This is a genomic window from Aeromonas sp. 75A (genome assembly GCF_051919425.1).
GTDB classification, from domain to species: domain Bacteria; phylum Pseudomonadota; class Gammaproteobacteria; order Enterobacterales; family Aeromonadaceae; genus Aeromonas; species Aeromonas veronii.
The window spans coordinates 3,444,905-3,467,859 of the sequence record NZ_JBQBES010000002.1 but is presented as its reverse complement, the minus strand read 5'-3'; the positions used below and the strand labels follow the sequence as shown (position 1 = coordinate 3,467,859).

Annotated in this window: 28 protein-coding genes; 12 read left to right on the top strand and 16 right to left on the bottom strand. The window is 58.8% G+C overall.

The genetic code is table 11. The features are described 5' to 3' along the window. Position 1: 1 nt before the first annotated feature. The 16 genes from ACTG2T_RS16300 to aopN form a co-directional block, all read right to left on the bottom strand. Complete coding sequence (locus ACTG2T_RS16300; protein ID WP_181497157.1) at positions 2-817, bottom strand: helix-turn-helix transcriptional regulator; 816 nt, start codon at positions 815-817, stop codon at positions 2-4. 344 nt (positions 818-1,161) lie between these two features. Continuing rightward, on the bottom strand, positions 1,162-1,563 hold the full coding sequence (locus ACTG2T_RS16295; RefSeq protein ID WP_330125089.1) for a YscW family type III secretion system pilotin: 402 nt from the start codon (positions 1,561-1,563) through the stop codon (positions 1,162-1,164). Then, complete coding sequence (locus tag ACTG2T_RS16290) at positions 1,560-1,793, bottom strand: T3SS regulon translocated regulator ExsE family protein (protein ID WP_005334547.1); 234 nt, start codon at positions 1,791-1,793, stop codon at positions 1,560-1,562. Before ACTG2T_RS16290 ends, ACTG2T_RS16295 begins: the two co-directional genes overlap by 4 nt. A 2-nt stretch (positions 1,794-1,795) precedes the next feature. Beyond that, complete coding sequence (locus ACTG2T_RS16285; RefSeq protein WP_106842692.1) at positions 1,796-2,239, bottom strand: type III secretion system chaperone; 444 nt, start codon at positions 2,237-2,239, stop codon at positions 1,796-1,798. A gap of 134 nt (positions 2,240-2,373) precedes the next feature. After that, positions 2,374-3,270 (bottom strand): type III secretion system translocon subunit AopD, encoded by an 897-nt coding sequence (gene aopD, locus ACTG2T_RS16280; protein ID WP_330125088.1) that lies wholly within the window; start codon positions 3,268-3,270, stop codon positions 2,374-2,376. A 12-nt stretch (positions 3,271-3,282) separates the two neighbouring features. Beyond that, complete coding sequence (gene aopB / locus ACTG2T_RS16275; RefSeq protein ID WP_236292221.1) at positions 3,283-4,455, bottom strand: type III secretion system translocon subunit AopB; 1,173 nt, start codon at positions 4,453-4,455, stop codon at positions 3,283-3,285. Continuing rightward, entirely contained in the window at positions 4,436-4,939 is a 504-nt protein-coding gene (acrH, locus tag ACTG2T_RS16270; RefSeq protein WP_330125087.1) for a SycD/LcrH family type III secretion system chaperone AcrH, read from the bottom strand. Before acrH ends, aopB begins: the two co-directional genes overlap by 20 nt. A 9-nt stretch (positions 4,940-4,948) precedes the next feature. Next, positions 4,949-6,034 carry a virulence-associated V antigen gene (locus tag ACTG2T_RS16265; protein WP_005334556.1) on the bottom strand — a complete coding sequence of 362 codons (1,086 nt, stop codon included), beginning with the start codon at positions 6,032-6,034 and terminating at the stop codon, positions 4,949-4,951. Between the two features lie 9 nt (positions 6,035-6,043). Further along, positions 6,044-6,328: an LcrG family type III secretion system chaperone AcrG gene (gene acrG, locus ACTG2T_RS16260; RefSeq protein WP_005334559.1), complete on the bottom strand. Its 285-nt coding sequence runs from the start codon at positions 6,326-6,328 to the stop codon at positions 6,044-6,046. A gap of 39 nt (positions 6,329-6,367) precedes the next feature. Then, entirely contained in the window at positions 6,368-6,823 is a 456-nt protein-coding gene (locus ACTG2T_RS16255) for an LcrR family type III secretion system chaperone (protein ID WP_330125086.1), read from the bottom strand. After that, positions 6,820-8,985 carry a SctV family type III secretion system export apparatus subunit AscV gene (ascV, locus tag ACTG2T_RS16250; protein ID WP_269719424.1) on the bottom strand — a complete coding sequence of 722 codons (2,166 nt, stop codon included), beginning with the start codon at positions 8,983-8,985 and terminating at the stop codon, positions 6,820-6,822. The genes ACTG2T_RS16255 and ascV overlap by 4 nt, the downstream gene beginning before the upstream one ends. After that, positions 8,918-9,268, bottom strand: a complete 351-nt coding sequence (gene ascY / locus ACTG2T_RS16245) for a type III secretion system chaperone AscY (protein WP_020379598.1) — start codon at positions 9,266-9,268, stop codon at positions 8,918-8,920. The genes ascV and ascY overlap by 68 nt, the downstream gene beginning before the upstream one ends. Then, positions 9,265-9,630 carry a type III secretion system protein AscX gene (ascX, locus tag ACTG2T_RS16240; RefSeq protein ID WP_005334573.1) on the bottom strand — a complete coding sequence of 122 codons (366 nt, stop codon included), beginning with the start codon at positions 9,628-9,630 and terminating at the stop codon, positions 9,265-9,267. Before ascX ends, ascY begins: the two co-directional genes overlap by 4 nt. Next, positions 9,627-9,998, bottom strand: a complete 372-nt coding sequence (acr2, locus tag ACTG2T_RS16235; protein ID WP_069528254.1) for a SycN family type III secretion system chaperone Acr2 — start codon at positions 9,996-9,998, stop codon at positions 9,627-9,629. Before acr2 ends, ascX begins: the two co-directional genes overlap by 4 nt. Next, a complete protein-coding gene (gene acr1, locus ACTG2T_RS16230; RefSeq protein WP_005334576.1) occupies positions 9,995-10,276 on the bottom strand; it encodes a type III secretion system gatekeeper subunit Acr1 in 282 nt (93 codons plus the stop codon). The genes acr2 and acr1 overlap by 4 nt, the downstream gene beginning before the upstream one ends. Then, complete coding sequence (gene aopN, locus ACTG2T_RS16225; RefSeq protein ID WP_330125085.1) at positions 10,257-11,135, bottom strand: SctW family type III secretion system gatekeeper subunit AopN; 879 nt, start codon at positions 11,133-11,135, stop codon at positions 10,257-10,259. Before aopN ends, acr1 begins: the two co-directional genes overlap by 20 nt. A gap of 189 nt (positions 11,136-11,324) precedes the next feature. On the opposite strand from aopN, the gene ascN reads away from it, so the two are divergent. The 12 genes from ascN (at position 11,325) to ACTG2T_RS16165 (ending at position 22,949) form a co-directional block, all read left to right on the top strand. Next, complete coding sequence (gene ascN / locus ACTG2T_RS16220) at positions 11,325-12,647, top strand: SctN family type III secretion system ATPase AscN (RefSeq protein ID WP_330125100.1); 1,323 nt, start codon at positions 11,325-11,327, stop codon at positions 12,645-12,647. Continuing rightward, positions 12,644-13,105, top strand: a complete 462-nt coding sequence (gene ascO, locus ACTG2T_RS16215) for a type III secretion system central stalk protein AscO (protein WP_058055778.1) — start codon at positions 12,644-12,646, stop codon at positions 13,103-13,105. Before ascN ends, ascO begins: the two co-directional genes overlap by 4 nt. Positions 13,106-13,510: 405 nt before the next feature. Continuing rightward, complete coding sequence (locus ACTG2T_RS16210; RefSeq protein ID WP_236758021.1) at positions 13,511-14,665, top strand: type III secretion system needle length determinant; 1,155 nt, start codon at positions 13,511-13,513, stop codon at positions 14,663-14,665. Beyond that, on the top strand, positions 14,662-15,588 hold the full coding sequence (ascQ, locus tag ACTG2T_RS16205; RefSeq protein WP_330125084.1) for a SctQ family type III secretion system cytoplasmic ring protein AscQ: 927 nt from the start codon (positions 14,662-14,664) through the stop codon (positions 15,586-15,588). The genes ACTG2T_RS16210 and ascQ overlap by 4 nt, the downstream gene beginning before the upstream one ends. Next, positions 15,585-16,238 carry a SctR family type III secretion system export apparatus subunit AscR gene (gene ascR, locus ACTG2T_RS16200; RefSeq protein ID WP_005320745.1) on the top strand — a complete coding sequence of 218 codons (654 nt, stop codon included), beginning with the start codon at positions 15,585-15,587 and terminating at the stop codon, positions 16,236-16,238. The genes ascQ and ascR overlap by 4 nt, the downstream gene beginning before the upstream one ends. Before the next feature lies 1 nt (position 16,239). Further along, positions 16,240-16,506, top strand: a complete 267-nt coding sequence (ascS, locus tag ACTG2T_RS16195; RefSeq protein WP_005334586.1) for a SctS family type III secretion system export apparatus subunit AscS — start codon at positions 16,240-16,242, stop codon at positions 16,504-16,506. Next, entirely contained in the window at positions 16,503-17,291 is a 789-nt protein-coding gene (ascT, locus tag ACTG2T_RS16190) for a SctT family type III secretion system export apparatus subunit AscT (protein WP_150997512.1), read from the top strand. Before ascS ends, ascT begins: the two co-directional genes overlap by 4 nt. Beyond that, a complete protein-coding gene (gene ascU / locus ACTG2T_RS16185; RefSeq protein WP_330125083.1) occupies positions 17,288-18,346 on the top strand; it encodes a SctU family type III secretion system export apparatus subunit AscU in 1,059 nt (352 codons plus the stop codon). Before ascT ends, ascU begins: the two co-directional genes overlap by 4 nt. A 137-nt stretch (positions 18,347-18,483) precedes the next feature. Continuing rightward, the gene (locus ACTG2T_RS16180) at positions 18,484-19,434 is read left to right on the top strand and encodes a hypothetical protein (protein ID WP_058055773.1); all 951 of its coding nucleotides are present in this window, start codon (positions 18,484-18,486) and stop codon (positions 19,432-19,434) included. Further along, positions 19,434-19,856 (top strand): hypothetical protein, encoded by a 423-nt coding sequence (locus tag ACTG2T_RS16175; RefSeq protein ID WP_330125082.1) that lies wholly within the window; start codon positions 19,434-19,436, stop codon positions 19,854-19,856. The genes ACTG2T_RS16180 and ACTG2T_RS16175 overlap by 1 nt, the downstream gene beginning before the upstream one ends. 249 nt (positions 19,857-20,105) lie before the next feature. Next, entirely contained in the window at positions 20,106-22,238 is a 2,133-nt protein-coding gene (locus ACTG2T_RS16170) for a hypothetical protein (protein WP_330125081.1), read from the top strand. 3 nt (positions 22,239-22,241) lie between these two features. Continuing rightward, positions 22,242-22,949, top strand: coding sequence for a DUF3142 domain-containing protein (locus tag ACTG2T_RS16165; protein ID WP_439973800.1), 708 nt, complete (start codon positions 22,242-22,244; stop codon positions 22,947-22,949). The last annotated feature ends 6 nt before the right edge of the window (positions 22,950-22,955 follow it).

Sequence of the window (22,955 nt, the reverse complement as noted above, 5' to 3'; positions counted from 1 at the left end):
GTTAATCTGTGCCGTGTCGGGCACGGCTTGGCGTACAGCCAAAACGACGACGATAACTCTGGGTAAAATAGGATTGGCTGGAGAAACCGGCCTCCATCGCAATATCGACAATGCTCATTTCACTATTGAGTAATAACTGATGAGCGAAAAGGATCCGCCTTTCACTGATCCAGGCGCGTGGAGAAACACCATATATCGAGCCAAACAGCTCCTTGAAAGTGGTCAATCCCATACCGAACTCTTTGGCGAATTCGCTGAGCTTCCACTCCATCAGATAGTGCTTTTCCATAAACTGTTGCAACCGCTCGACCTGGCGATTGCTCAGCTGGCGCAAAATAGACATCAGTTGAGGCCCCTGTTCGCCAAAAGCGAGCAGAAACAGCAACTCTTCGGTGCGTAATTGGGCCAGTGCGGGGGGATGTTCATGTTCGGTCAACCCGCGCAGTCCCTGAATACATTGGGTCAGCAAGGGGGATGAGTTAAACGGCAACAGCGTGGGGGCCATCCCCTCCAGCCGGGGGACTTCACTCAACAGTGAACCGAAACGTTGCAAGAAGCCTTGCAAAAAGGAGTTTGACAGAGGTAGCCAAAGCAGGCGGCAGGGGCCGTCACCGGTACAGACCGCGTAGTTGCCACGGCGCACGAACAGAAGTTCGTTGGGGGATAATTCATAGGTATCGGTACAGTCCTGCCACTTCATCGATCCTTCCAGGAGAATATAAATTCCCTCTTGCGGATGTTCGATAACGTTAAAAGCAGACATGCACCACTGGAGCAGGGCCATATCGCCCTTCTCTGTGGTAGTAATGCCCTTCATGTTTTATTTTCCTGAATCTGCGTGTAGTACCAGTAACACCTCCGGAAGCGGGTCGCTCTCGGGTGCTTTATTATTGCTGTTATTTTTATTTATTATTTTGTAATCAAGTCATTCGCTGGTGAATTCAAAAATTAATCGCCATTGAAATGAGGGGGGATCCTACAACAGTCACAAGCAGAAAAACCAGCCTAAAATTAGAGCTAACACACTATTTATCCAGTGCAACGACTCATACTTAATGGTGTGCTTACAGCAAAAGATACTTCGTTACAAAAAGAAACCTTAAATCTTAACTGACAAATTAATAAATGATTGATTTGAGGCTTTTTATTTAAACACAATCATTACTGACATTGTGGATAACAAGCTTTTGGCTGCAATTGAATAACCATTTTTTTGTCATTAAAAATCTTAAAAACTTTCTGCTGACTCATAGCCTGTACCGCGGTGCCATCTATAAATCGCAAGCGGGCACGCAGATAGATCTCCCCTTCCGCCAGTTGCAGAGGGGTCAAACGCAGATCAAACAGCAATGGCAGCATGGTCACCTCATAACGGGTGGCTGCCACTTGCAACGGACGCCCCCCGATCACGCTGAGTACAGCCACCTCCACCGTCGCCGGACGTGGCAAGGCTTGCGGGAAATGCACCTCGCCCTTGAGTTGCTGTTGCGATGGCTTCAGCTCCGGGGTGGTGACACAACCGGCCAGCATGGCCGACAACATCAGTGCCAGCAGACCTCTCATAACACCCGGATCCGCCGCTCACTCAGCGGTGTGTGCTCACCCTGTTGCAGTCGCTGCAGCGCCAGCTCCTGGACCTGATTGAGGGTAATGGAGCGTCGCAGCAGTGCCGACAGGGGAACCTGGCTCGCACTGGCTGACCGGGCACTCACGGTTCTGCCTGCAAATGCCCCTACCTTGCCCGCCTCTGCCCCATGCAGGGCCAGCGCACCTTGTGATTCCTGAATCTTCATGGTTATACCCGCACTCCCATCACCTGATCACTGCTGCCTGCCTCCCGAGTACCGGGTTGCAGCAACTCCTGCCAGAACTCGGCATGCTCCAGCATGCTGGCGAGACTCTCTTCAAGGTACGCCAGGGTCAACCGGCTTGCCGCCATCTGGCGATAGAGTTGCACCGTCAGACTCTCTTCATCGAAACCGAAGTGAAGATTGAACTGATACCAGTGACGATTGAAGCTGGCCAACTGACGAAAAATCCCCTCGCCCACCTGATGCAGCTCGGCCACGTCGGCCTGCAACACCAGCTGATCACGCTCCGGCACCAGGATCAGGCTGAGTTGGAACTGCTCGTCAAAGCAGAGCGCCGCAACCCCCTCCTGATTCAGAGCCAGGGATGGCAAACCATATTTGGTGGCAAATTCAGCGAGCAGTCGATTGATGATGACAGTTACATCCATGATTTCCTCCAGCAGAGAGGAAGGCATGTTAGCCTGCCACCGCCATGCAGGCTGTCACTCAAGGGCGGCACTTTTAAGAAAAATGGCCGGAAAACAAAAAGGCGCCCCAGTGGGCGCCTTGATTGCCATGACGTTTATGCAACGCCGAATGCCGCTTTCCAGGCCTGATTCTGGCTCTGGGAATACTGCTGCATCAGTTGCAGCAGATCTTTCATAAAGTTGGCATTGAAGGACATATTGTCCTCGGCCTTCTGCTTCTCGGTCTGACTGATGGTCGCCTCGACCTCGTCTTCTTTCGCATTGGCCTGGCTGTCACCCTGCGCCACCTGCACCGCAGAGTTGCTCATTTGCCCCACAGACTGGGTTACGCTGTTGAACACCTGACCACGCTGGGTATTGCGGTCAAATTTCTTGTCCAACAACTGCTTCGCGTTACTGTCTGCAACTTGATCCTGTTTCCAGACTTTGCCCACATCAGCACGGTCAACCTGTTGGCCCTGCTTGCTCAAGCTATCAACCTTGGCGTCAATCAAGGCCTCGCGACCGGCAATCTTGCCATCAAGGGATTGTTGCTGCTTGATAGCCTTGGCGCCCTTGCCCAGGCTGATCCCGCCCATAATGGCAGAGAACCCCGCCATCACGCCGGAGACCACCGCCATAGCGATCATCAGCTTGGCGCCGTGGCGCATCTCGTCAACCTGTGCCTGCTGGTTGCTGATGACCAGCTTGTTCTCGATATCCCGAACCTGTAACCCCTCCTCACGGGCCTGACGGGCCAGTTTGAACAGTAAGGACATCATATCCATCGCACTGTCCAGCTGCGCAACCATCTGGGTCACCCCTTTGGTATCGAAGGGAATGGAGGGACATGGCAGAGTAGGAACGCTCTTGTTCTCTGCACCTTGCGAACGGGTCGAAGCGGCGGCCTCATGGGCAGTGGTCGCACTGCGAACCTGCTGCGGCTCACCGGCCTGCACCTCGGTCAGCGGGGCGGTACGGGTCACGCCATTTGCATAATCACTGTTAATCATGGTCGGTACTCCTTAGATAGCGGCAGGTCTGCGGGCCAGGTTGTTCATCATGTCGCCCTTGGCATTGATCATCTGGAAGATCATCTCCATGGTCTGCTGGAACGCCTCGATCATCTGGGCTATCGCCTCCTTGAGCTTGTCGATGACCCCTTGCAGTTCGGTCATCTCGCTCTTGCTCAAGGCAAGATCAGCTTGGGCATCGAGAGACTCGGACTCTTTCGCCGACTGGACCGTTTTGGCCACGCCACTGCTCACATCAATGAGGATATCGGCACCCTGGGTGGCCAGTTTGGCCACTTTCGCCACCTTGTCACTCACCTTCACCGCCTCAACGGTTGCTCTGGCACCAAATTTGGCGGCCATTTCACCCGCCTTGGCAACGATTTTGGCGGTAACATCCGCAACCTTGCCACCAATCTTGGCGCCCAGTTTGGCAATCGCACCGCCAATGGTCGCGCCGAAACTGACTGCGGCCGAAATCACTGCCAACGCAATCTCTATCCCCATCAGGGCTGGCCCCAGCTTCTCCATCACCTCCTTGGAGATAAGGCCATCAGCGGCAGCCTGCTGCACAGCCATGTTGACCACGCCAACGACGCCAGCTGCGATCATCAGGGCACCGGCGGCAGCACCAATCCCGGTTGCCACCATGATGGCACCGATCACCAGCGAGGCGATGGCACTGATCCAGCCAAAAATTTTGCCAAAGATACCGGCCTTCTTGGCCTCCTGGGCACTCTCTTCTGCCTCTTTGATCTTCGCCTGGTTCTCGCCGATCTTCTTCTCGTTCAGCGTGCGAGCTTGTCGGATATCATCAAGCTTCAGCTTGGTCTGGGTCTTCTCCAGATCGCTGGTGAGCTTGCCCAGCTCAATCTCGAACGCTTCGGGCGAGGTAAAGGCTGCGGTCACCAACCCGGTGGTGTGCGGCAGAATCAAGCGGGTGTTCTCTTTCACCGAAGCCACCAACTTGCCGATTTCACCAAGTTGCTGCGCACTGACCTGGCTATTGCTTACCGCCAGTGGTGCGTTTAGCGAGACCCCTGACTTGCGGGCCTGACCGGTGACTTGCACCGTGGCGGCATCGAGCCGTGTTTCACTGCGAGGTTGGGTTACGGGCACCAGGCCCGCAACATCACCTGTGTTTCCCAGCGGGGAAACCTGTCTTTCATTGCTGATCGGGTTCATCTTGCAGATCCCTTCTGATTGCGATGGCTTCCAACATAACCTTGGCGCTTGCCGCCAGGTCTGCCTGCTGGGGATCTGTGTCCGCCAGCAGTCGGGCCGAGTGGAAGCCACTCTCGGCCCCGTTCAAATCACCTTGTTGCAGCCGGCACTCGGCAGCATGAAACGGGAAACGGGGATCTTTCAGGTCGAGCATGGCGCCAAAGCTATAACTTTGAACCGCCGTTTCAAACTCCCCCATCGCCTGACGGCAGGCACCCAGCCCGAGGAAATAGCGCGGCTCGTAGTGATCCAGCATGCAGAGGGCCTGGAAGATCTTGTGAGCATCCTCCCACTTGCCGGCCTGATACTGGCCAAAGGCCAGGGCATAGAGCTGCTCCTGGGTGTCGCCCGAGATATCCTGCAGCATGGCCAGGGTGCCACCGTCAGCCATAAAGGCTTCCAGCTCTGCTTCATATTCCGGGGTCAGGGTGGTGTCGGTCTGCATGATCTCTCCTCAAATTGCGCCAAGAATGTCGCGCATGATGCTGTCGTATTTCTGGATAAAGCGGTTGAGTGCCTCGATGGCGGCGTTGTAGCGCGAGCTGACGTCGTTGAGGCGGGTGGTCTTTTCACTGACCTGATCGTTGAGCGGGCGAGAACGGTCGCTCACACTGGTGGAGAAGTTGCCAAGCTTGTTGTTGTCCTTGTCATAGCTGTAGCTGGCTTCGATATTTTTCATCGCGCCGCTCTTCTTTTGATCACTTTCGAGGAACGTTTTAACTGTGATGACCTGCGTTGCTACGATCTTCTCAAAATTGGCTTTTTTACGCTCATAATCGGCCTTGGCCTCCCCCAGCGTTTTGGGGTCGAGGCTGGCAGACGTTACTTTTTCCAGCTCGTTTTTAGCGTTGGTGAAATCTTGCTGTGCTTTTTGCACCGACCCATCGGTAAACATTTTTGACAACAGTTTGAACTCTGACCCATCCATAAATTCGGCCAGAGACTGATAGCCATAGAGTTTGTAATCCAGCAGATTGAAATTGGTGTTGAAGGTCTGGCTGGATGCCGCAGAGAGCACCTTGTTGATCTCGGACTGGATCACCCCGTAGATCTTCAGCTCACCGGTCATCTCTGCCAGCTCGTCCCGCAGCCCTTTACGCTGGTTGTCCTGAAACGCCATCACCCCGGTAAAGGTCGTGATGAGATCGTCATCGATGCGATCCATGGTCAGCGCACTGAGGGAGAGCAACATAAATTCAGGGACGGTCCAGTGGGTGACTGGCGGGGTTTGTTTTGCTCCCCGCTCGATCATTCCCTTGATGGCGGCAATGGCCGCATCTTGCCCCCCCTGGAACTGCCCCATCGCCCAACCCCCGTTGATCGAGGCAGGATCCGTCAGATAGGCAGCCAGCAACTTCTCCAGCTGCTCCTTGCTCAGCGCAGTCGATGAGTCAGCACTGATGGTGATCTTGCCCTTGAGCAGCTCGACCAGTTCGGTCAACTTGGGGTTTTTATGGCCCGGCAATGCGTCCAACGCTTGCCCATCAAGCCAGCCGACGAACGCACCAGGGTTGGTGTTGTAGTCAGGGATAGTGCTCATCACGACTCCTTAAATCATCAGTCCGCGCATCATGGTGGGACGGCGACTCTTGCGGCCCTCTCCCGGCTGTGCCGGCAGTAACGCCTGTCTGCGCTGGATCTCAGCCAGCAACTCCTGCTCGGCCACGGCCACTTGCTCGGTCGGCGCATCGAATAGCAGCTGACAGGTCTGATCCGAGAGAGCGAGGCCAGCCAGCATCTCTTGCAACAGAGCGTTGCGGTGATCGCTGTCGGCAATGGCCTGCTCTGCTTGCGAAATGGTCTCGCTATGGTCGGCAAAACGCGGTTGTTTCATCTTGGCTCCTATTCTATGAGGCCCCTTTGGACATGCCTGTCACGCAAGGCCGTGCTTTTGTCGTTTTCGCATATCCCGCAAGGAACAGACTTGCTCGGCGGCCAGCATGAACCAGCCGGGCTCGGGTTCACTGGCTCCCGTCCAGCGCAGGTAGAAGCGCCCGAGCCGCTTACTACTCAGGCTACTGCCACGAAAGACATCGACGTTGCCGTAGAGGTAATGGCCCGGCCCGAGCACTGTCAGAGTGGCTTCGGCCAGCAGATAGAGGGCGGCAAAGGGATTGGCCAGTCCGGCCCGCTCCCCCTCTCGGCGCACCAGCAGGATCCAGACCCGTCGGGTCGCAGGATCAAAGCGCCAGGCGAGATAAATTTGGCGATAGCAAAAACCGTGGCCGATCTGGATGGGAGTCGCCCCCAGATGGTGAGGGGCCACCGCCACTCCCCTGGCTTGCAGCCAGGGGATCAGGGGGTCAGTAGTTAACAGGTCCCCCCTCACAGGCAAACCCTCCCGAGGGGCTGGATATTGATCTGCTGGGTCAGCTCCTGATAGGAGAGCACCGGCAGGGCGTGATAATCCCCCTCGATGAGCTTGCGCACATAGCGGCGGATATCCATGGAGACGATGAGCACCGGTTTGTTCTGCATCTGGGCCAGATCACCGACGGTATGGCGCACCTGATCGAGGAAGCTCTGGGTAATGGTGGGATCGAGCGCCAAGTAACTGCCCGCACTGGTCTGGCGAATGCCGCCGCGGATCTGCTCCTCCACCTGCTGATCGAGCAGATAGGCAGGCAAGATGTTGTTGCCGTTGGCGTACTTGTAGCAGATGTAGCGCTTGAGGCTGCTGCGGATGTACTCGGTGAGCTGCACCACATCCTTCTCTTTCTGGCCCCACTCCACCATCGCCTCGAGGATGGCGCGCATGTTGCGGATGGAAATATCCTCCCCCACCAGCCGCTGCAAAATTTCGGTCATCCGCTGCAGCGGGATGATGCGCTGCGCCTCCTTGACCAGCTCGCCATAACTCCCCTCCATCTGCTCCAGCAGGTAGCGGGTCTCCTGAATGCCGATAAAGTCCTCGGCATATTCCCGCAGCACATGGGATAGATGCCAGGTCACCACCTGATCGGTGGTGAGGCTGGCCAGCCGTGACTTCTCCAGCCGCTCCTGATGCTCATTAGCAACCCACAAGGTTGGTTGCCCCGGCAGCAACGGCGCCCCCTCCTCGTAGGGGATCCCCAGCAGATCGAGCTGGGAAGCGCTCTCCTGCACCAGCTGATGGCCCGGTCGCAGCAGACCGCGGGCGACCGGTACTTCCTGCAGCTGGATCAGGTATTCGCCGGGCCCCATCCCCTCGTTGAAACGCAGGTGAATACCCGGGAAGGGCACTCCGAGATCGAGATAGAGGGCTCGGCGCACCCGCACCAGTTCGTCGTTGAGGGCAATCGCCTCCAGCTCGGCCTGCAAAGCAGCATCCACATCGATCAGGAGCGGCACCGTCATGGCGAACTCCTCCTTCTCCCCCAGCTTGCCCCGAGGCTTGCTGCCCGGTTTTGGCTTGCTGCGGGCGGCGGGGGCTCCCGCCCCCTGCGCCAGCACGGCAGGAAGATCCTGACTGTTGCTGCTCTGCGCCTTGCGCTGACGCAAGCCGATAAAATAACCGCCTGCCGTGACGATGGCCGCCAGCGCAAAGAAGGTGATCATCGGGAAGCCCGGGATCAGACCAAACAGTACCAGCAGCAGACCACCTATCAGCAGCGCCTTGGGCTGGGCCACCACCTGGGCGCCGATATCGGTGCCCAGATCGGAAGACTCTTCGGAGGAGACCCGGGTAACGATGATCCCCGCGGTGATGGCGATCAGCAGCGCCGGCACCTGGGAGACCATGCCATCACCCACCGTCAGGATGGAGTAGAGCTGCAGCGCATCGGCGGCGGATAACCCCTTCTGGGTTACCCCGATGGTGACGCCGCCGAGAATGTTGACGAAGATGATGATGAGGCCCGCGATGGCATCCCCTTTCACAAACTTCATGGCGCCATCCATGGAGCCGAACATCTGGCTTTCCTTCTCGATGACCCCGCGGCGATCCCGCGCCTCGTGCACGTCGATCACCCCGGCGCGCATGTCTCCGTCAATACTCATCTGCTTGCCCGGCATGGCATCGAGGGAGAAGCGGGCACTCACCTCGGCGACCCGCTCCGACCCCTTGGTGATCACCAGAAACTGGACGATGGTGATGATGAGGAAGATGACGATCCCCACCACCAGATTGCCGCCCACCACGAAATTGCCGAAGGTGTAGACGATCTGCCCCGCATCGGCCTGCAGCAGGATCATCCGGGTGGTACTCACCGACAAGGCAAGCCGGAACAGGGTGGTGATCAGCAGCACCGCCGGAAAGGCGGAGAACTGCAGCGGCGAATTGATATAAACCGCCATCATCAAAAGCACCACCGAGATGGTCATGTTGATGGCAATCAGAATATCGAGGGCCACCGGCGGCAGCGGCAAGACCATCATAAAGACGATGGCCAGCAGCAGGATCGCCAGCATGATGTCCTTGCGCTCGCCTATCCGGCGCAGCAACTCAAGGGAGCGTTGATTCATTCTGCTCTTCCAGTTCGAGGTATTGTTGATAGGCAAAACGGGCTTCATCCAGCCGCCCTGCCAACTGGCAGGCCCGGCTGCGGCAGAGCCAGAGCGGGCCGTCGGCCTCCCCTTGCTGCATCAGCTGATCGACATGGGCCAGCGCCGCCTCCCCCTCCCCCTGTTTGAGCAGGGCTACCAGCAGGGTCCGTCGCCCTCCCTGATGGTCGGGGTGGATCTGCAGCAGGGCGGCCAACAGGACGCTAGCCTTGTCAGGGTGGCCATATTGCAGTTGCAACCAGCCGGTGAGCAGCAGCGCATCCTGCTGCTGTGACGTAAGCACCATGGTCATACCTTGTGCAGCAGATGAAGGGTCATCTGCATCAGTTGTTCATCGGCGTGCATCTGTTCGAGCAGCGCAGCGGCCGCTCGCAACTCGGGGCTCTGCCCTTCTGCCAGCACGCTGCGCAGCCCCTGCATCGCCTGATTGAAATCAACGGGCCGCAGCAAGTCGTGAAAGCCGCGATCCGGGGTGGCGAAATCGAGCAGCGCCCGATCCGCCAGCCGCTCGGGGTAGAGGCGGCTGATATGGGGTTCGATGGACTGGCCATCGGGCAACAGGGCATAACGCCCCGGCAGGCTGCGCTCCTGATCGTCGAGGGAGATGGCGCTAAGCTGCTCGATCCCGATATGCGCGGCAGTGATCCGGCTCATGACGCCAGCACCTCTCGCTGTAGCCGGGTCAGGGTGGTCACTGCCTGATGGAGCTGGGGCAGAGTCACGGCCCGCTCATCCAGGGTGACGAAGAGGATCAGCTGCTCCTCCCCCAACCAGCCGCTGCGCACCGGCAGTGCCGGGCCTTGCGCCGCGGCGGTCAAGGTCATGGCGCGACGGATCGCCTCGCCACTCTGATGCCAGGGCACGGCGCGGGCCAACCAGAGGGTCAGTTGCCCCTGATGGCGCTCCAGTTGCAGAGTGCCGCTCTGCTCCAGTTCAAGCTGGATCAGCGAATGGGGGTTATCCCCTATGGTAATGCCCAGATCCTGGCAAAACTGCACCAGCAGGGGTTCAATCCAGTTCATGACGACTCTCCAGACAACTCATCCTCTTCCCGCTCGATGGCGTTATCGAGCGCCCCCTGACAGCACTGCAACAGGTTCTGGCGCTGCTCCTCCTCACTGAACAGCTCAACCGGCAGCAGGCGGATCAGCCGCTTGAGCTCTTGATAGAGCAGCACCTGCTGGCGACAATCTGACAGCTCAAGAGCCACACCGACCTGCTCCACATCACGCACGCTGGCCCAGCGTTTCTCCACCAGGGCGATCAGATCGCCCATCAGATCAGAAGGCCCGTATGCCATGGGCCGAGCCCTCCTTCACCCGTTGCCACAGCTCGTCCACTTGCGCCGAGAGGGTGTTGAGCAGCCGCAGCTTGTGCATGTCGCTCATCACCCGCTCCAGCTTGACCGGGTCGAGCCAGCGCTGCTGGCTGTCGAGATCGGCGCTCAGGGCCTTCATCATGAAGCCGGTCACCTTCTCCAGCGCACCGTTGCCAAAGCGGCTGTGAATATCGCGCCAGGCGGCAGAAAGGGCACGGTAGTCCTGCACCGCATCGCGATAGAGATCCCGTAGATCCTGCTCGGCTCCCACGCCCGCTTTGGCCGCTTCGGCCGCGGGGCCGGTAATGCGCGCACCCAGCACGATGGCACTGCCCTGCTCGTCCGCCAGCTTGGCCAGCGCCTGCTCCACCAGCGCCAGGGTGCCCTGCATCTCCGGTCGTCCGGCGAGGGCCTTGCGCGCCTGGCAGAGCGCCTCGAACTGCTCGCTCACTTCCCCCGAATAGCTCTCGAGGTAGGCCAGCAGCTGGGAGAGATTGGCCAGCCGACCGCTGCCGAGGTGGCTCACCATCTCCTTGATCTTCTGCTGGCGTTCGAGCTCCGGCACTTTGTCGAGGTAATCTCCCACCAGCGCCTCGATCTCGCTGATGCGGGCATGGCTGTCACTCAGTTTGCGCTTGGCGAGCGAAAGCTCAGCGCGCTCGGAAAAGACAAAGGTGAGCTCTTCGGCGGCATCGGCCAGCGACTGGGCGGCACTGGCCAGCACGACCCGCTCCCCCTGAAGTTGCCCACCCTGCAGGGGAGCCTGACGGGATGCGACCTCTGCTCCGCGCAGCTCGGGCTGGGCAGCAAGGGCATAGGGGTTACTCTGGATAATGGCCATGGAAACTCCCGTGACGAATGGATTGACGAGGATGGCATTATAAAAATCGCCCTCGCCTCCCTATGCCAAAATCGGCCGTGAATTTTTAGCCCGCCCCCAACGGTTTTCTAAAAAGTCCCGACTCGCGCTGAAATCCCCGTAGCCCCCCATCCCCTATAGTGGCCACCAGTTTCAATGGCGCAGATTGTTATGACCCTCTCCCTCGACCACATCCCCGACCAGCTTCGTCACGCCATCGACGAGTGCCGCCTGATCCAGATCCGTGGCCGGGTCACCCAGGTGACCGGCACCCTGCTCAAGGCGGTCGTCCCAGGGGTGCGGATCGGCGAGCTCTGCCATCTGCGCAACCCGGACAACACCCTCTCCCTGCAGGCAGAGGTGATTGGCTTTGCCCAGCATCAGGCGCTGCTCACCCCCCTTGGCGAGATGTTCGGCATCTCCTCCAACACCGAGGTGAGCCCGACCGGTGCCATGCATCAGGTCGGGGTTGGCGAGCATCTGCTCGGCCAGGTGCTCGATGGCCTCGGAAACCCCTTTGGCGGTGGCCATCTGCCGGAGCCCGAGGCCTGGTACCCGGTCTATCGGGATGCGCCAGCCCCCATGAGCCGCAAACGCATCGCCGAGCCCATTTCGCTCGGTATTCGCGCCATCGACGGCCTGCTCACCTGCGGTGAGGGGCAGCGGATGGGGATCTTCGCGGCGGCTGGTGGCGGCAAAAGCACCCTGCTGGCCTCGCTTATTCGCAGCGCCGAGGTGGATGTCACCGTGCTGGCGCTGATCGGTGAACGGGGCCGTGAGGTGCGCGAATTTATCGAAGCGGATCTGGGGGAAGAGGGGCTCAAGAAGGCTGTGCTGGTGGTGGCCACTTCGGATCGCCCCGCCATGGAACGGGCCAAGGCGGGCTTTGTCGCCACCTCCATCGCCGAGTATTTCCGCGATCAGGGCAAGCGGGTACTGCTGCTGATGGACTCCGTCACCCGCTTTGCCCGTGCCCAGCGGGAGATTGGTCTGGCCGCTGGCGAACCGCCAACCCGACGGGGCTATCCGCCGTCGGTGTTTGCCGCCCTGCCCCGCCTGATGGAGCGGGCCGGTCAGTCGGACAAGGGCTCCATCACTGCCCTCTATACCGTGCTGGTAGAGGGGGATGACATGACAGAACCGGTCGCTGACGAGACCCGCTCCATCCTCGATGGCCACATCATACTGTCGCGCAAACTGGCGGCGGCCAACCACTACCCGGCCATCGACGTGCTGCGCTCCGCCAGCCGAGTGATGAACCAGATCATCGCGCCCGAGCATCAGGCTCAGGCTGGTCGACTGCGCAGCTGGCTGGCGAAATATGAAGAGGTGGAGCTGTTGCTGCAGATCGGCGAATACCAGAAAGGGCAGGACAAGGTAGCCGATGAGGCGATCGCCCGCATCGAGACTATTCGCCAGTGGCTCAGGCAAGGCACTCATGAACCCAGCTCACTGCCGGAAGCCCTCTCGACTCTGGAGACGCTGACCCGATGATTGGCCGCCTGCAACGAATAAAAGACCTGCGGCTGGATCGGGCCGAGCAGCAGCTCGCCGCCCAGCAGGCTCGGGTGCAACTCGCCCGCGTCCGCCAGCGCGAAGCGGAGCAGGAGAGTCTCGACTATCGCCAGTGGCGCCTTGCCGAAGAAGAGCGGCTATTTGCCATCTGTCAGGCGGAGCAACTCGATCGCAAGGGGCTCAAGGCGTGGCAACAGCAAGTGGCGCTGCTGCGGGAGAAAGAGGCCCAGCTTGAACAAACTGCCGCCGAGCAGGCCGAGCGGGTCGCCGAAGAGCGCATCCGCTTGCAGGAGCGCCAGCAGGCGGTACACCGAGCCCGCCAGCAGCAACAGAAATTTGCCGAACTACACCGTCAGGAGCAGGCCTCACAGCAAGCCCTGCGTGACTACAACGAAGAGCAGGAACAGGAAGAGTTCCGCCAGCAGATCAGGATGTAACGAGTCATGACCCGAATCCTCCCGATACAGGGCACAGTGACAGCCCGGGGTGATACCCAGATGGCTGAAGCCAATCGGTCGCAACAACAGCGTTTCGAGCAGGCGATGCGGCTGGATCAGAACCTCAAAGAACGCGGCCACAACCCGCAGCCTGATGGTAAAGGGCAGATCCGTCATTCACAGAGAGTGACGGACGTCCACCCCTTGCCGCAACAGAATATCTACCGCGCGCCCTCAGAAGCTGGCAAGCAAGTTGCCCTACGCCACACGACCAAAGACACGCAGCCTGACAACAAAGAGATCACATCAAAACAACAGCGGCAGGGGAGCGAGCAAACCAACCCGCAACAGCTAACATTCACGCCCTCTAACGGAGATCAGAGCCAGCGCCTTACTGATGAGCGAGTGGCAGCAACAGATATCTCAGCTAAAGAAAGGCGCGACAAACCCACTTTTGCTGCACATTCTGGCGCTGAAGTGCTCGACACAAACCCGATAGCGGTAACGGACAACACACCACTCGTGCCACCAACCATTGCACCAATAAATGCAATAACACTGACGCTTGATAAGGCTCGCGCATCTCGTCAACAAACCAAGCACACACAACTCACTGCACAGGACAACGAACAGCGCCCCCCCATACTGACGATAACAGCTAATCCGGCCGCACTGAGGCCAACAAATACCAGCAGCGATGTAATTTCGACGCACCTCAACGAGTCTCTGCCGCTCACCGAAGGGGTTGGGAGCAAGCTCACCGCGCAACCGGAGAGCATGCAAAGAGATCCAGAGACAAGCTTGCTTGAAAGCTCTGCCGATTTGGGGCTAACCGCCATTATTACCCAGCCCTATGGTCATGTTACCCAAGCCACGCTGACTGAAAACGAGTGGCTTGAAGAACAGCATCCAGTCATTGAGGCTTATGAGGCAAGCAGCGCCAACCCGATACATACCCTCGCCAATACCACGCCACATCTACTGCCATTGGCAACGGACAGCGAGGCGATAACTCCCAAACTAACCACCCCCCAGCCAACTGAGGTCGGTGAACAGGTAGCTCAACTTGACGCAGAAATACCACCGCTGGTGGCACTCAAGCCAGTCACTACAGGTGAAACAGCCCCAAAAAATGAGCTCTTTGCCAACCCGACTATCTGGGGCGCTCCCCTTGCCGTTACCCCCGGGGATCTGCAGCTCGCTCGGCTGGCACCTGCCGAGAATAATCGGGAGCTGGGTCAATTGCTGGAGCGGCTGGCAGTGGATATCTATCAGGAGCAGGGCCGCCCGGAGCGCCCGCCGCTTCTACGCCTGACATTGCCACAGCTGGGCGATCTCTCCATTCGCATCGCTCACCACCATGGCGAGCTGCAGATCGAGATTCTGGCAACCAGCGAAGGGCAATTGCTGCTCAATCAGGGGCGAAGCGATCTGGTCGACCGCCTGCAACGACTCTATCCCGGCGAGCGGATCGCCCTCGATCTATTCGGCCAGCCCGGCAGTGAACAGGGTTCGCGCCATAAACGATCTATCTACGAAGAGTGGGATGCCGACGCATGACACCGATTACCCTCACCTCCGCCTCGCTGGCGGAGCTGACTTTACAGCAGACCCTGAGCCAATACCGCCAGCACTTTGGCTGGAGTGGCGGCGAGCTTCTCCTCGCCATCGGTTTGCCGCCTGCGACACTCGATACCCGGCTGCAACTGCAGTGGCAGGGGCTCTCTTTGCCGCTGTTGTGCCACGGCGCAGAGCTGGCGCACTGGCTCGCGCCGGATCTACAACAGGCGGCACTGTTCAGCCTGCCCGAGCCACTGCAACTGGCGTTGATCGAACGGCTGGGACAACCCCTCGGTGGCATCACCTGCTCGGCGCTGACCCGACCGGAGAGTAACGTTCAGACCGATGAGCCAGCCTTGCAACTGCTGTTGCAACGGGAGGGGGCCACGCTCGCTCTCTGGCTGCCGCAGCCCGAGCCATTGCTGAACAAGCTGCCACCACGGCCACTGCAGCAGCGGCTGCCGTTGCCCCTCACCCTCTCCCTGCAGTGGGGCGAGATGGGGCTGACCATGTATGAGCTCGCCACCCTCGCTATCGGCGATGTGCTGCTGCCGCCACCCCATCCGCAGCTCGGTCAGCAACTACTGATCTGCGTGGAGGGTCGCCCCTTTGCCTACTGCCAACCCCATCAACAACATCTGGAACTGACTGCCATGCATAATGCTGCCTCCGCTGAACCCTTCGGCCCGACCGAACTGGATCAACTGCCGATCCAGGTGAGCTTCGAAGTGGGCCGCCAGACGCTGGACTGGCATACCCTCACCAGCCTGCAACCGGGCGCCCTGATCGATCTTGGCACGCCCCTCGATGGCGAAGTGCGCATCATCAGCAACGGCCATTCGCTGGGAGTGGGCCGACTGGTGGAGATCCAGGGTCGCCTGGGGGTAAGGGTCGAACGCCTCGACAACGAGTCACAGTCATGATCCAGTTGCCAGACGAGCTAAACCTGATCGTCGGGCTGGCGCTGCTGGCCCTGCTCCCCTTTATCGCAGTGATGGCCACCTCCTTCGTCAAGCTGGCGGTGGTCTTCTCGCTGCTGCGCAACGCCCTCGGGGTGCAGCAGATCCCCCCCAACATGGCGATGTACGGGCTGGCGATCATTCTCAGCATTTATGTGATGGCGCCGGTCGGCTTTGCCACCCAGGATTACCTGCGCCAGAACGAGGTGTCGCTGGCCAAATCCGAATCTGTGGAAAAGTTCCTCGATGAGGGGATTGCCCCCTACCGCGACTTTTTGAAAAAGCAGATCAAACCGCGGGAGCACGCCTTCTTTATCGACAGCACCAAGCAGCTCTGGCCCAGCAAGTATGCCGACCGGCTGGAGCCTGACAGCCTGCTGATCCTGCTGCCCGCCTTTACCGTGAGCGAGCTGAGCCGCGCCTTCGAAATCGGCTTTCTGATCTACCTGCCCTTTATCGCCATCGACCTCATCATCTCCAACATCTTGCTGGCGATGGGGATGATGATGGTCTCCCCCATGACCATCTCGCTGCCCTTCAAGCTGCTGCTGTTTGTGCTGCTCGATGGCTGGGCCCGCCTGACCCACGGGCTGGTCATCAGTTACGGAGGCTAGCATGAGTCACGCCGATATCCTTCACTTCACCAGCCAGGCGCTCTGGCTGGTGCTGATCCTCTCCATGCCACCGGTACTGGTAGCGGCGCTGGTGGGCACCCTTGTCTCTTTGCTGCAGGCACTGACCCAGATCCAGGAGCAGACCCTGGGCTTTGTCGCCAAGCTGATCGCCGTGGTGATCACCCTGTTTGCCACCACCGCCTGGCTGGGGAACGAGCTCTACAGCTTTGCCGACATGGTGCTGTTCAAGGTGCCGCAGATCCAATGACGCTGGAGAGCCTGCAGGCCCAGATGCTGGCCTATACCCTGCTGCTACCGCGTTTTATCAGCTGCTTCGTGATGCTGCCGGTGCTGAGCAAACAGATGTTGGGGGGGGCGATGATCCGCAACGGCGTGGTCTGCTCGCTGGCACTCTACGCCTACCCCACGGTCGCCGACACCTTGCCGGATCAGATCGACGGCATGGCGCTGGCCATGCTGATCGCCAAGGAGGTGCTGCTCGGCCTGCTGATCGGCTTTGTCGCCGCCATCCCCTTCTGGGCCATCGAGGCGAGCGGTTTTCTGATCGACAACCAGCGCGGCGCCGCCATGGGGTCCCTGTTCAACCCGAGTCTCGGCAGCCAGACCAGTCCCACCGGCCTGCTGCTGACCCAGACCCTGATCACCCTCTTTTTTGCCAGCGGCGCCTTTCTCGCCCTGCTGGCAGCCCTGTTCCAGAGCTACATCAGCTGGCCGGTGGCGCACTTTTTCCCCACCATCGACGAGCAGTGGGTCAACTTTTTCTACGGCCAGTTCAGCCATATGTTGCTGCTCTGCGCTTTGCTGGCGGCGCCGCTGCTGATCGCCATGTTTCTGGCCGAATTCGGGCTGGCGCTGATCAGCCGCTTCGCCCCTTCACTTAACGTCTTCGTGCTGGCGATGCCGATAAAAAGCGCCGTCGCCAGCCTGCTGCTGGTCATCTATATCAAGCTGATGATGGACCACGCCTATCAACAGGTGCTGGCGGTGATGGATCCGCTGCAACTGCTGATCCCCATTCTGGAGGCGCGATGAGCGGCGAGAAGACCGAACAACCCACCCCCAAAAAGTTGCGAGATGCACGCCAGAAGGGGCAAGTGGTCAAGAGCAAGGAGGTGGTCTCCACCGCCATCATTCTCAGTCTGGTGGGCATGCTGATGGCGATGTCCGACTACTACCTCGAACATCTGGGCAAGCTGATGATGATCCCGGAATCCCACATCAACCTCCCCTTTACCCAGGCGCTCAACCATGTGGTGGAGAACCTGATGCAGGAGATGGCCTATCTCTGCATCCCGATCCTAGCGGTGTCAGCGCTGGTGGTGCTCGTCTCCCACTTCGCCCAGTACGGTTTTCTGCTGAGTGGCGAGTCCATCAAGCCCGACATCAAAAAGATCAATCCGGTGGAGGGGGCCAAGAAGATCTTCTCCATCAAGAGCCTGATGGAGTTCGTCAAATCACTGCTCAAGGTGAGTCTCCTGAGCCTCTTGGTGTGGGTCACCATAAAGGGCAATCTGCAGGCGATGCTCCAGTTGCCCGGCTGCGGCATGAGCTGCATCACCCCGGTGCTGGGGGGCATGCTGGGCCAGCTGATGGCGGTCTGCGCCATGGGCTTTGTGGTGATAGCCATCGCTGACTACGCCTTCGAACACTACCAGCACATCAAGCAGCTCAAGATGAGCAAGGACGAAGTGAAGCGGGAGTACAAGGAGATGGAGGGGAGCCCGGAGATCAAGAGCAAGCGCCGCCAGTTCCATCAGGAGTTGCAGTCGAGCAACATGCGCGCCGACGTCAAGCGCTCCTCGGTCATCGTCGCCAACCCGACCCATATCGCTATCGGTATCCGCTACGAGCGGGGAGAAACCCCGCTGCCTGTGGTGACCCTCAAATTCACCGATGCCCAGGCGCTACAGGTGCGCAAGATTGCCGAAGAGGAGGGGATCCCGGTGCTGCAACGCATCCCGCTGGCCCGTGCCCTCTATCGGGATGCCCAACTCAACAACTACATTCCCGCCGACCAGATTGAGGCAACCGCCGAGGTTCTGCGCTGGCTGGAGCAGTGGCGCCAGAGCGAAGGGTCACAGTGGTAGGGCAGCACGCTGCCCGACTAGCCAAACAAACTGTGCAACACGCAAAAAACTGACAAATCCCCGACCGCTCCCTGATATAGCGCGCCGTCACGGCTCGGTATCATCCCCTTATCGTCAACCCTGTCGGGAATCACATCATGGCCTTACCAGCAATCGGTGGACACATTCACCTCAACCGCCCAGCCTCACCCCAACAGACAGAGGCCAGCCCGCTGCTGGCCAAGGGTAACAAGCTGTTCGAACAATCCGTCAAGCGCGGCATCGGCCACTTCCAGAGCAGCGATCTCAAGCAAGTCATCAGCGCCCTGCGCCAGTTGCAAAGCGCCCCCGATAGCGGCAAAGCGCAACGGGTGCAGGATGCAATCCAGCACTGGGAGCAGCACCACCCCAAAGAGGTGGCTGCACGCGGCGCTCGTCTGACCGAACTGAAACAGGCGCTGGCCGAACAGGGAGCCATCACCAGAGCCGCCCCGCGACATGAACCGAAAGTGATGGCGGGTGGCACCCAGGCCCTGCTGCAAAAGAGCATGGCCGGACTGGAAAAACTGGGCAGCTACGCCTGCACCGACGCCCAGACCTTTGTCCAGCCCAACAACCCGAGCTATCAGAAGATCATCGGCAAACTCAACGCCTTCGGGCAGGATCCCCAGCGCCTGGCAGCCAACCAGCGCGCCAACAACAGCGCCAATATGGCCGCCATCCAGATCACCAGAAACAAACAGCCACTCTCCTTGCGCACCATGGAAAACATCGCCAAGGCGGTGGATGACGCCAAGGCCGGTTGCTGCTCGACCCTGGCCTATTCGGCGGCGGCCGAACTGCTGCGCCACAACAGTGACCAGCGGATCGAAGTGCTGGCCCATCGTGGTGCACAAGGTCACGCCCAGACCCACTGCTTTGTGGTGATTGGCCGCGCCGAGGGGAGTGAACTCACCAAGCCGGAAAGCTGGGGGCCACACGCCAAGGTAGTCGACCCCTGGGCCGCCACCATAGGGGCGCCACTGGTCGGTACCCCCGCCCGCCCCCCTATCGCCAACCTGTGGCCGCCCACAGAGTCGGTCTTTGATAACACTCATCGGGAGGATTAATGATGTTTCATGCCATGCTATCGACCCTCGTTCGCCAGCTATCCCTGCCGCAGGAGTGCCTGCACGAAAAGGGGCTGGATCTGCAGGCGGGCCCCTTCAGCCTCCATATTCGCGAGCGGGATCAACTGGTGACCCTGTTTATCCCGCTGGGGGATATCCAGACCCCCTCCCTCGCCGCCATGGCCGACAGGCCTGTGCTGCAACTCAGTAGAGACAGCGAGCAGAGCACCCTGCTCTGGTGTCGCGAGTGGCTGGACAAGCTGGATGTGGATCTCCTGACCGATATGGTCAGCCGCATGCTGCATCAGGCTGAAGCCCTGACCCAAGGCACTGCACTAGCAGCTACAGAGCTCAGCGAGCCCGCAATCGAACCAGCCATGTCACGCCAGAATTGCACTATCCCGACGACCATTCGCGCCTGATATCGGCGTCTGCTCATAAGGGAAAACAGCGCAACCAAAACGGGGCCATCACTGATGGCTCCGTTTTTATTGCAGGCCTTACAACGTAAGGCCATCAGCATTCTGTTATCTACTTGAACGTCCATCATAAACCACTGAAAGGTTGTCGATTGCAACCCACTTACGTACTATTGCCAACCATTGTGCTTCAGGCTTCTTGGCTCGTGATTCAAGGAGTTGTCACTCGGCAGATAGTGGATACCGCCTCTTATGAAGATCTTGAAATACTGTTCGGCACTGGCACTCACGCTTGCTGCTTTTCCTTCGGCTGCCTCATTCGACCAAGACGGGTGCAGTTTCTGGCTGACAGATTGTCCATTGCCAGCCTATCCAATATTCCTTTCCGACAATGACACCAAGAGCAACTTGCTGATGCTGCTGGCTGACAAGCAGCGGCTGTCCCTCCCCTTTATGCTTCCGGCCGATCCGGCCAACGAACGCGATATGGAGCTCTTCTCTCTGCAACGCCTGCCACTTCCAGACGAGATGGAAAGCCCGGAACTGCGTGAACAGCTGGTTAGCCGGCTCACAGCCCATGATGCCTCGCTCCCGGCTTTGCTGGAACACTATGCTGGTCGGGATGCCCTTTACGGCCGAGCCATTTCCAACTCGCTGCAATCTGTCAGTCAATTTCTCGATGCCCTTGAGCAGAGTGACCTGTCATCTACCGAGCGCACGCTTCTGCTCAAAACCCGCTTACAGCTCCTTGGTCAACAGGAAGATAGCCCCCAGTCTTCCGAAGTCACAATGAGCGAGTCTGCCAGGGAGTGGCAGGCTTATCTGGATGCGGCACGCCACTTCTACCAAGGTCATTTCTCCGAGGCATTGACCGGCTTTATGGCTCTGCAAGGGGCAAAAGCGCAGTGGGTTGCCGAAACCGCGAACTATATGGTGATGCGAACACACCTTAATGCAGCGGTGAAAGATGCACAGAGCGAGTATGGTGATACCGATTTTACCAAGAGTGATAAAGAGGTGCTGAAACAGGCCATGACGCAGGGGCAGGCGTATCTGGCCGCCTATCCGCAAGGACGTTACGTCAGCTCGACCAAGGGGATGTTCAGACGCATCAACTGGATGGCGGGTGATCAGGCTTCATTACGCGATACCTATAGCGAAGCGATAGCCGCTGACCACTCCCTGCCGGAACTTGAGGCGCTGGTTAACGAAATAGATCTCTCTTTGCTGAGCGCTGACGCCTATCGCAATGAACTCGCCTACGAGGATAAAACCCAGCCTGAGCTGCTGTTTATCAATGCACTGCGTGGCCTCAGAACTGGCTATGACCAGAAACGCAACTGGAGTAACGAGCAGCTCGATGACGCCATCAAACAGCTGCAAGAGATGGGTAAAACGGAAGAAGCCACCTATCTGCAAGCTTATCGATTGCTGCAGAACCAACAGTTTGACGCTGTGCTGGCGCTGTTACCCAAAACAGAAGGACAAAACGCATCAACCTTGGCGTTCAGCCGCCAGTTGCTGCGAATCTGGGCACAGCAAGGAATGAAGGCTTTTGACCAGTCAGAGCAAGCCCTGATGACGCAGGTAGCGGCACCTCTTACTCAAGCCCAACAGGCATTTGTGGAGAACATGTTGGCAGATCAGTGGGTGCGTACCGGCAATACTGCGGCCATTTTTAGCAAAGAGAGCCCTGTCACTCAGTTGCGGATCCGCACCGTCGTGTTAAAACAGTCGGCCGATCAGGACTTGCTTCGTCAGCAGGCTCGGCAGGCCACAAGCGCCTTGGAAAGACAAATCGCCCTGCATACCCTGCTGGTGAGAGACCTGATTGCAGAGGATTACGCAACATTCCTGAAAGACGTGACACTTATTCCGGCCGACTACAAGGAGGCTACCCCACCCAAGGATGAGCCGTGGCAACCGGTACCCAACGGTGATGTGCCCCTGTCAGCATTCAAGTGGAGAGGTGAAGGCACACCGCAGGACTATTACTGCCGTGATTTGACCTCCACTCTCGGCACACTGCTGCAACGCCCCGGAGATGGACATGCACTCAACTGCCTGGGTGAATATCTGCGCAACAAGGATCCCGAGATCAATTTGTGGCAAGGAAAAGAGATGGTTTGGGGCTTGCCAAAACCTGAGTCAGCCACCGCGCCAAGCAGGCTCAAGCTATATCAGGCAGTCATGGCCAACCCTAAAGCAGAGCCCGAAGACAAGAGCTATGCCCTTTATAGAGCCATCAACTGCTACGCACCATCAGGCTACAACGGGTGTGACGATCAGGAGCTCCCCAAGAGCATGCGGCAAGCCTGGTTCAACACGCTCAAGCAACGTTATGGCAACTCGGTATGGGCCAAATCACTCAAATACTACTGGTAAACCATGCCGCAGCCCCTCGTGCCTGGCCTGCTAATTCTGTTATCGACACTTGCTGCGCCACTTAAGGCAAATGTCGATGCCAACAGCTATGACGCATTCTGGCTCTGGTCTGCCACCCGACATCAGCCAGTCCTGGCACAGGCAACCACCCTCTATTTGCATCAGGGTGAGATCCTGAACAGGCCATCCGGCCCCCGTTTTATCAAACTGGGGCGCGCTCCAACGCCACTTCAGACCGAACAACTCTGGCTTGTCGTGAGAGTGAATACGCTGCCGCTCTCTGCCGATCACAAGAAGTTGCTGGTCAAGCTGTATCAGGAGTGGCGCAAGGCCGGAGCCAAAGTAACGGGTATTCAGATCGACTTTGATGCAGCCACCCGCCAACTGGATCGTTACGCCACCTCTTTGCGGCAGTTGCGACAAGTGTTGCCGGCAGAGTGCAAGCTCAGCGTAACGGGCCTGCTCGACTGGGCCAAGACGGGGGATGTGGCGCAGCTCAACAGCCTTCCGGTCGATGAGATAGTGATCCAGACCTATCAGGGAAAACATACGGTACCGGGTTACAGCGCCTATCTACCCGCCATGATGCAGCTCACCATTCCATTCAAGGTTGGTCTGGTGCAGGAGGGCGAGTGGGAACCCTCGTGGCAGGCAAGGCTTGCGACCTCCCCCCACTACCGGGGGGAGGTCGTCTTCTTGATCAATCGCTAGTCCAGG

Excerpts from the sequence above, each read along its gene's own strand:
- ACTG2T_RS16295 (WP_330125089.1), bottom strand. The coding sequence starts at position 1,563 with ATGAGAGGTCTGCTGGCACTGATGTTGTCGGCCATGCTGGCCGGTTGT.
- ascY (WP_020379598.1), bottom strand. The coding sequence starts at position 9,268 with ATGACCATGGTGCTTACGTCACAGCAGCAGGATGCGCTGCTGCTCACC.
- ascX (WP_005334573.1), bottom strand. The coding sequence starts at position 9,630 with ATGAGCCGGATCACTGCCGCGCATATCGGGATCGAGCAGCTTAGCGCC.
- ACTG2T_RS16175 (WP_330125082.1), top strand. The coding sequence starts at position 19,434 with ATGATGTTTCATGCCATGCTATCGACCCTCGTTCGCCAGCTATCCCTG.
- acr2 (WP_069528254.1), bottom strand. The coding sequence starts at position 9,998 with ATGAACTGGATTGAACCCCTGCTGGTGCAGTTTTGCCAGGATCTGGGC.
- aopN (WP_330125085.1), bottom strand. The coding sequence starts at position 11,135 with ATGGCCATTATCCAGAGTAACCCCTATGCCCTTGCTGCCCAGCCCGAG.
- ACTG2T_RS16165 (WP_439973800.1), top strand. The coding sequence starts at position 22,242 with ATGCCGCAGCCCCTCGTGCCTGGCCTGCTAATTCTGTTATCGACACTT.
- ACTG2T_RS16285 (WP_106842692.1), bottom strand. The coding sequence starts at position 2,239 with ATGGATGTAACTGTCATCATCAATCGACTGCTCGCTGAATTTGCCACC.
- acrG (WP_005334559.1), bottom strand. The coding sequence starts at position 6,328 with ATGAAACAACCGCGTTTTGCCGACCATAGCGAGACCATTTCGCAAGCA.
- ACTG2T_RS16290 (WP_005334547.1), bottom strand. The coding sequence starts at position 1,793 with ATGAAGATTCAGGAATCACAAGGTGCGCTGGCCCTGCATGGGGCAGAG.
- ACTG2T_RS16170 (WP_330125081.1), top strand. The coding sequence starts at position 20,106 with ATGAAGATCTTGAAATACTGTTCGGCACTGGCACTCACGCTTGCTGCT.
- ascO (WP_058055778.1), top strand. The coding sequence starts at position 12,644 with ATGATTGGCCGCCTGCAACGAATAAAAGACCTGCGGCTGGATCGGGCC.
- ACTG2T_RS16265 (WP_005334556.1), bottom strand. The coding sequence starts at position 6,034 with ATGAGCACTATCCCTGACTACAACACCAACCCTGGTGCGTTCGTCGGC.
- aopB (WP_236292221.1), bottom strand. The coding sequence starts at position 4,455 with ATGAACCCGATCAGCAATGAAAGACAGGTTTCCCCGCTGGGAAACACA.
- ascQ (WP_330125084.1), top strand. The coding sequence starts at position 14,662 with ATGACACCGATTACCCTCACCTCCGCCTCGCTGGCGGAGCTGACTTTA.
- ascS (WP_005334586.1), top strand. The coding sequence starts at position 16,240 with ATGAGTCACGCCGATATCCTTCACTTCACCAGCCAGGCGCTCTGGCTG.
- ascR (WP_005320745.1), top strand. The coding sequence starts at position 15,585 with ATGATCCAGTTGCCAGACGAGCTAAACCTGATCGTCGGGCTGGCGCTG.
- ascU (WP_330125083.1), top strand. The coding sequence starts at position 17,288 with ATGAGCGGCGAGAAGACCGAACAACCCACCCCCAAAAAGTTGCGAGAT.
- ascN (WP_330125100.1), top strand. The coding sequence starts at position 11,325 with ATGACCCTCTCCCTCGACCACATCCCCGACCAGCTTCGTCACGCCATC.
- ascV (WP_269719424.1), bottom strand. The coding sequence starts at position 8,985 with ATGAAGCCCGTTTTGCCTATCAACAATACCTCGAACTGGAAGAGCAGA.
- ACTG2T_RS16300 (WP_181497157.1), bottom strand. The coding sequence starts at position 817 with ATGAAGGGCATTACTACCACAGAGAAGGGCGATATGGCCCTGCTCCAG.
- aopD (WP_330125088.1), bottom strand. The coding sequence starts at position 3,270 with ATGATTAACAGTGATTATGCAAATGGCGTGACCCGTACCGCCCCGCTG.
- acrH (WP_330125087.1), bottom strand. The coding sequence starts at position 4,939 with ATGCAGACCGACACCACCCTGACCCCGGAATATGAAGCAGAGCTGGAA.
- acr1 (WP_005334576.1), bottom strand. The coding sequence starts at position 10,276 with ATGGCATACGGGCCTTCTGATCTGATGGGCGATCTGATCGCCCTGGTG.
- ascT (WP_150997512.1), top strand. The coding sequence starts at position 16,503 with ATGACGCTGGAGAGCCTGCAGGCCCAGATGCTGGCCTATACCCTGCTG.
- ACTG2T_RS16180 (WP_058055773.1), top strand. The coding sequence starts at position 18,484 with ATGGCCTTACCAGCAATCGGTGGACACATTCACCTCAACCGCCCAGCC.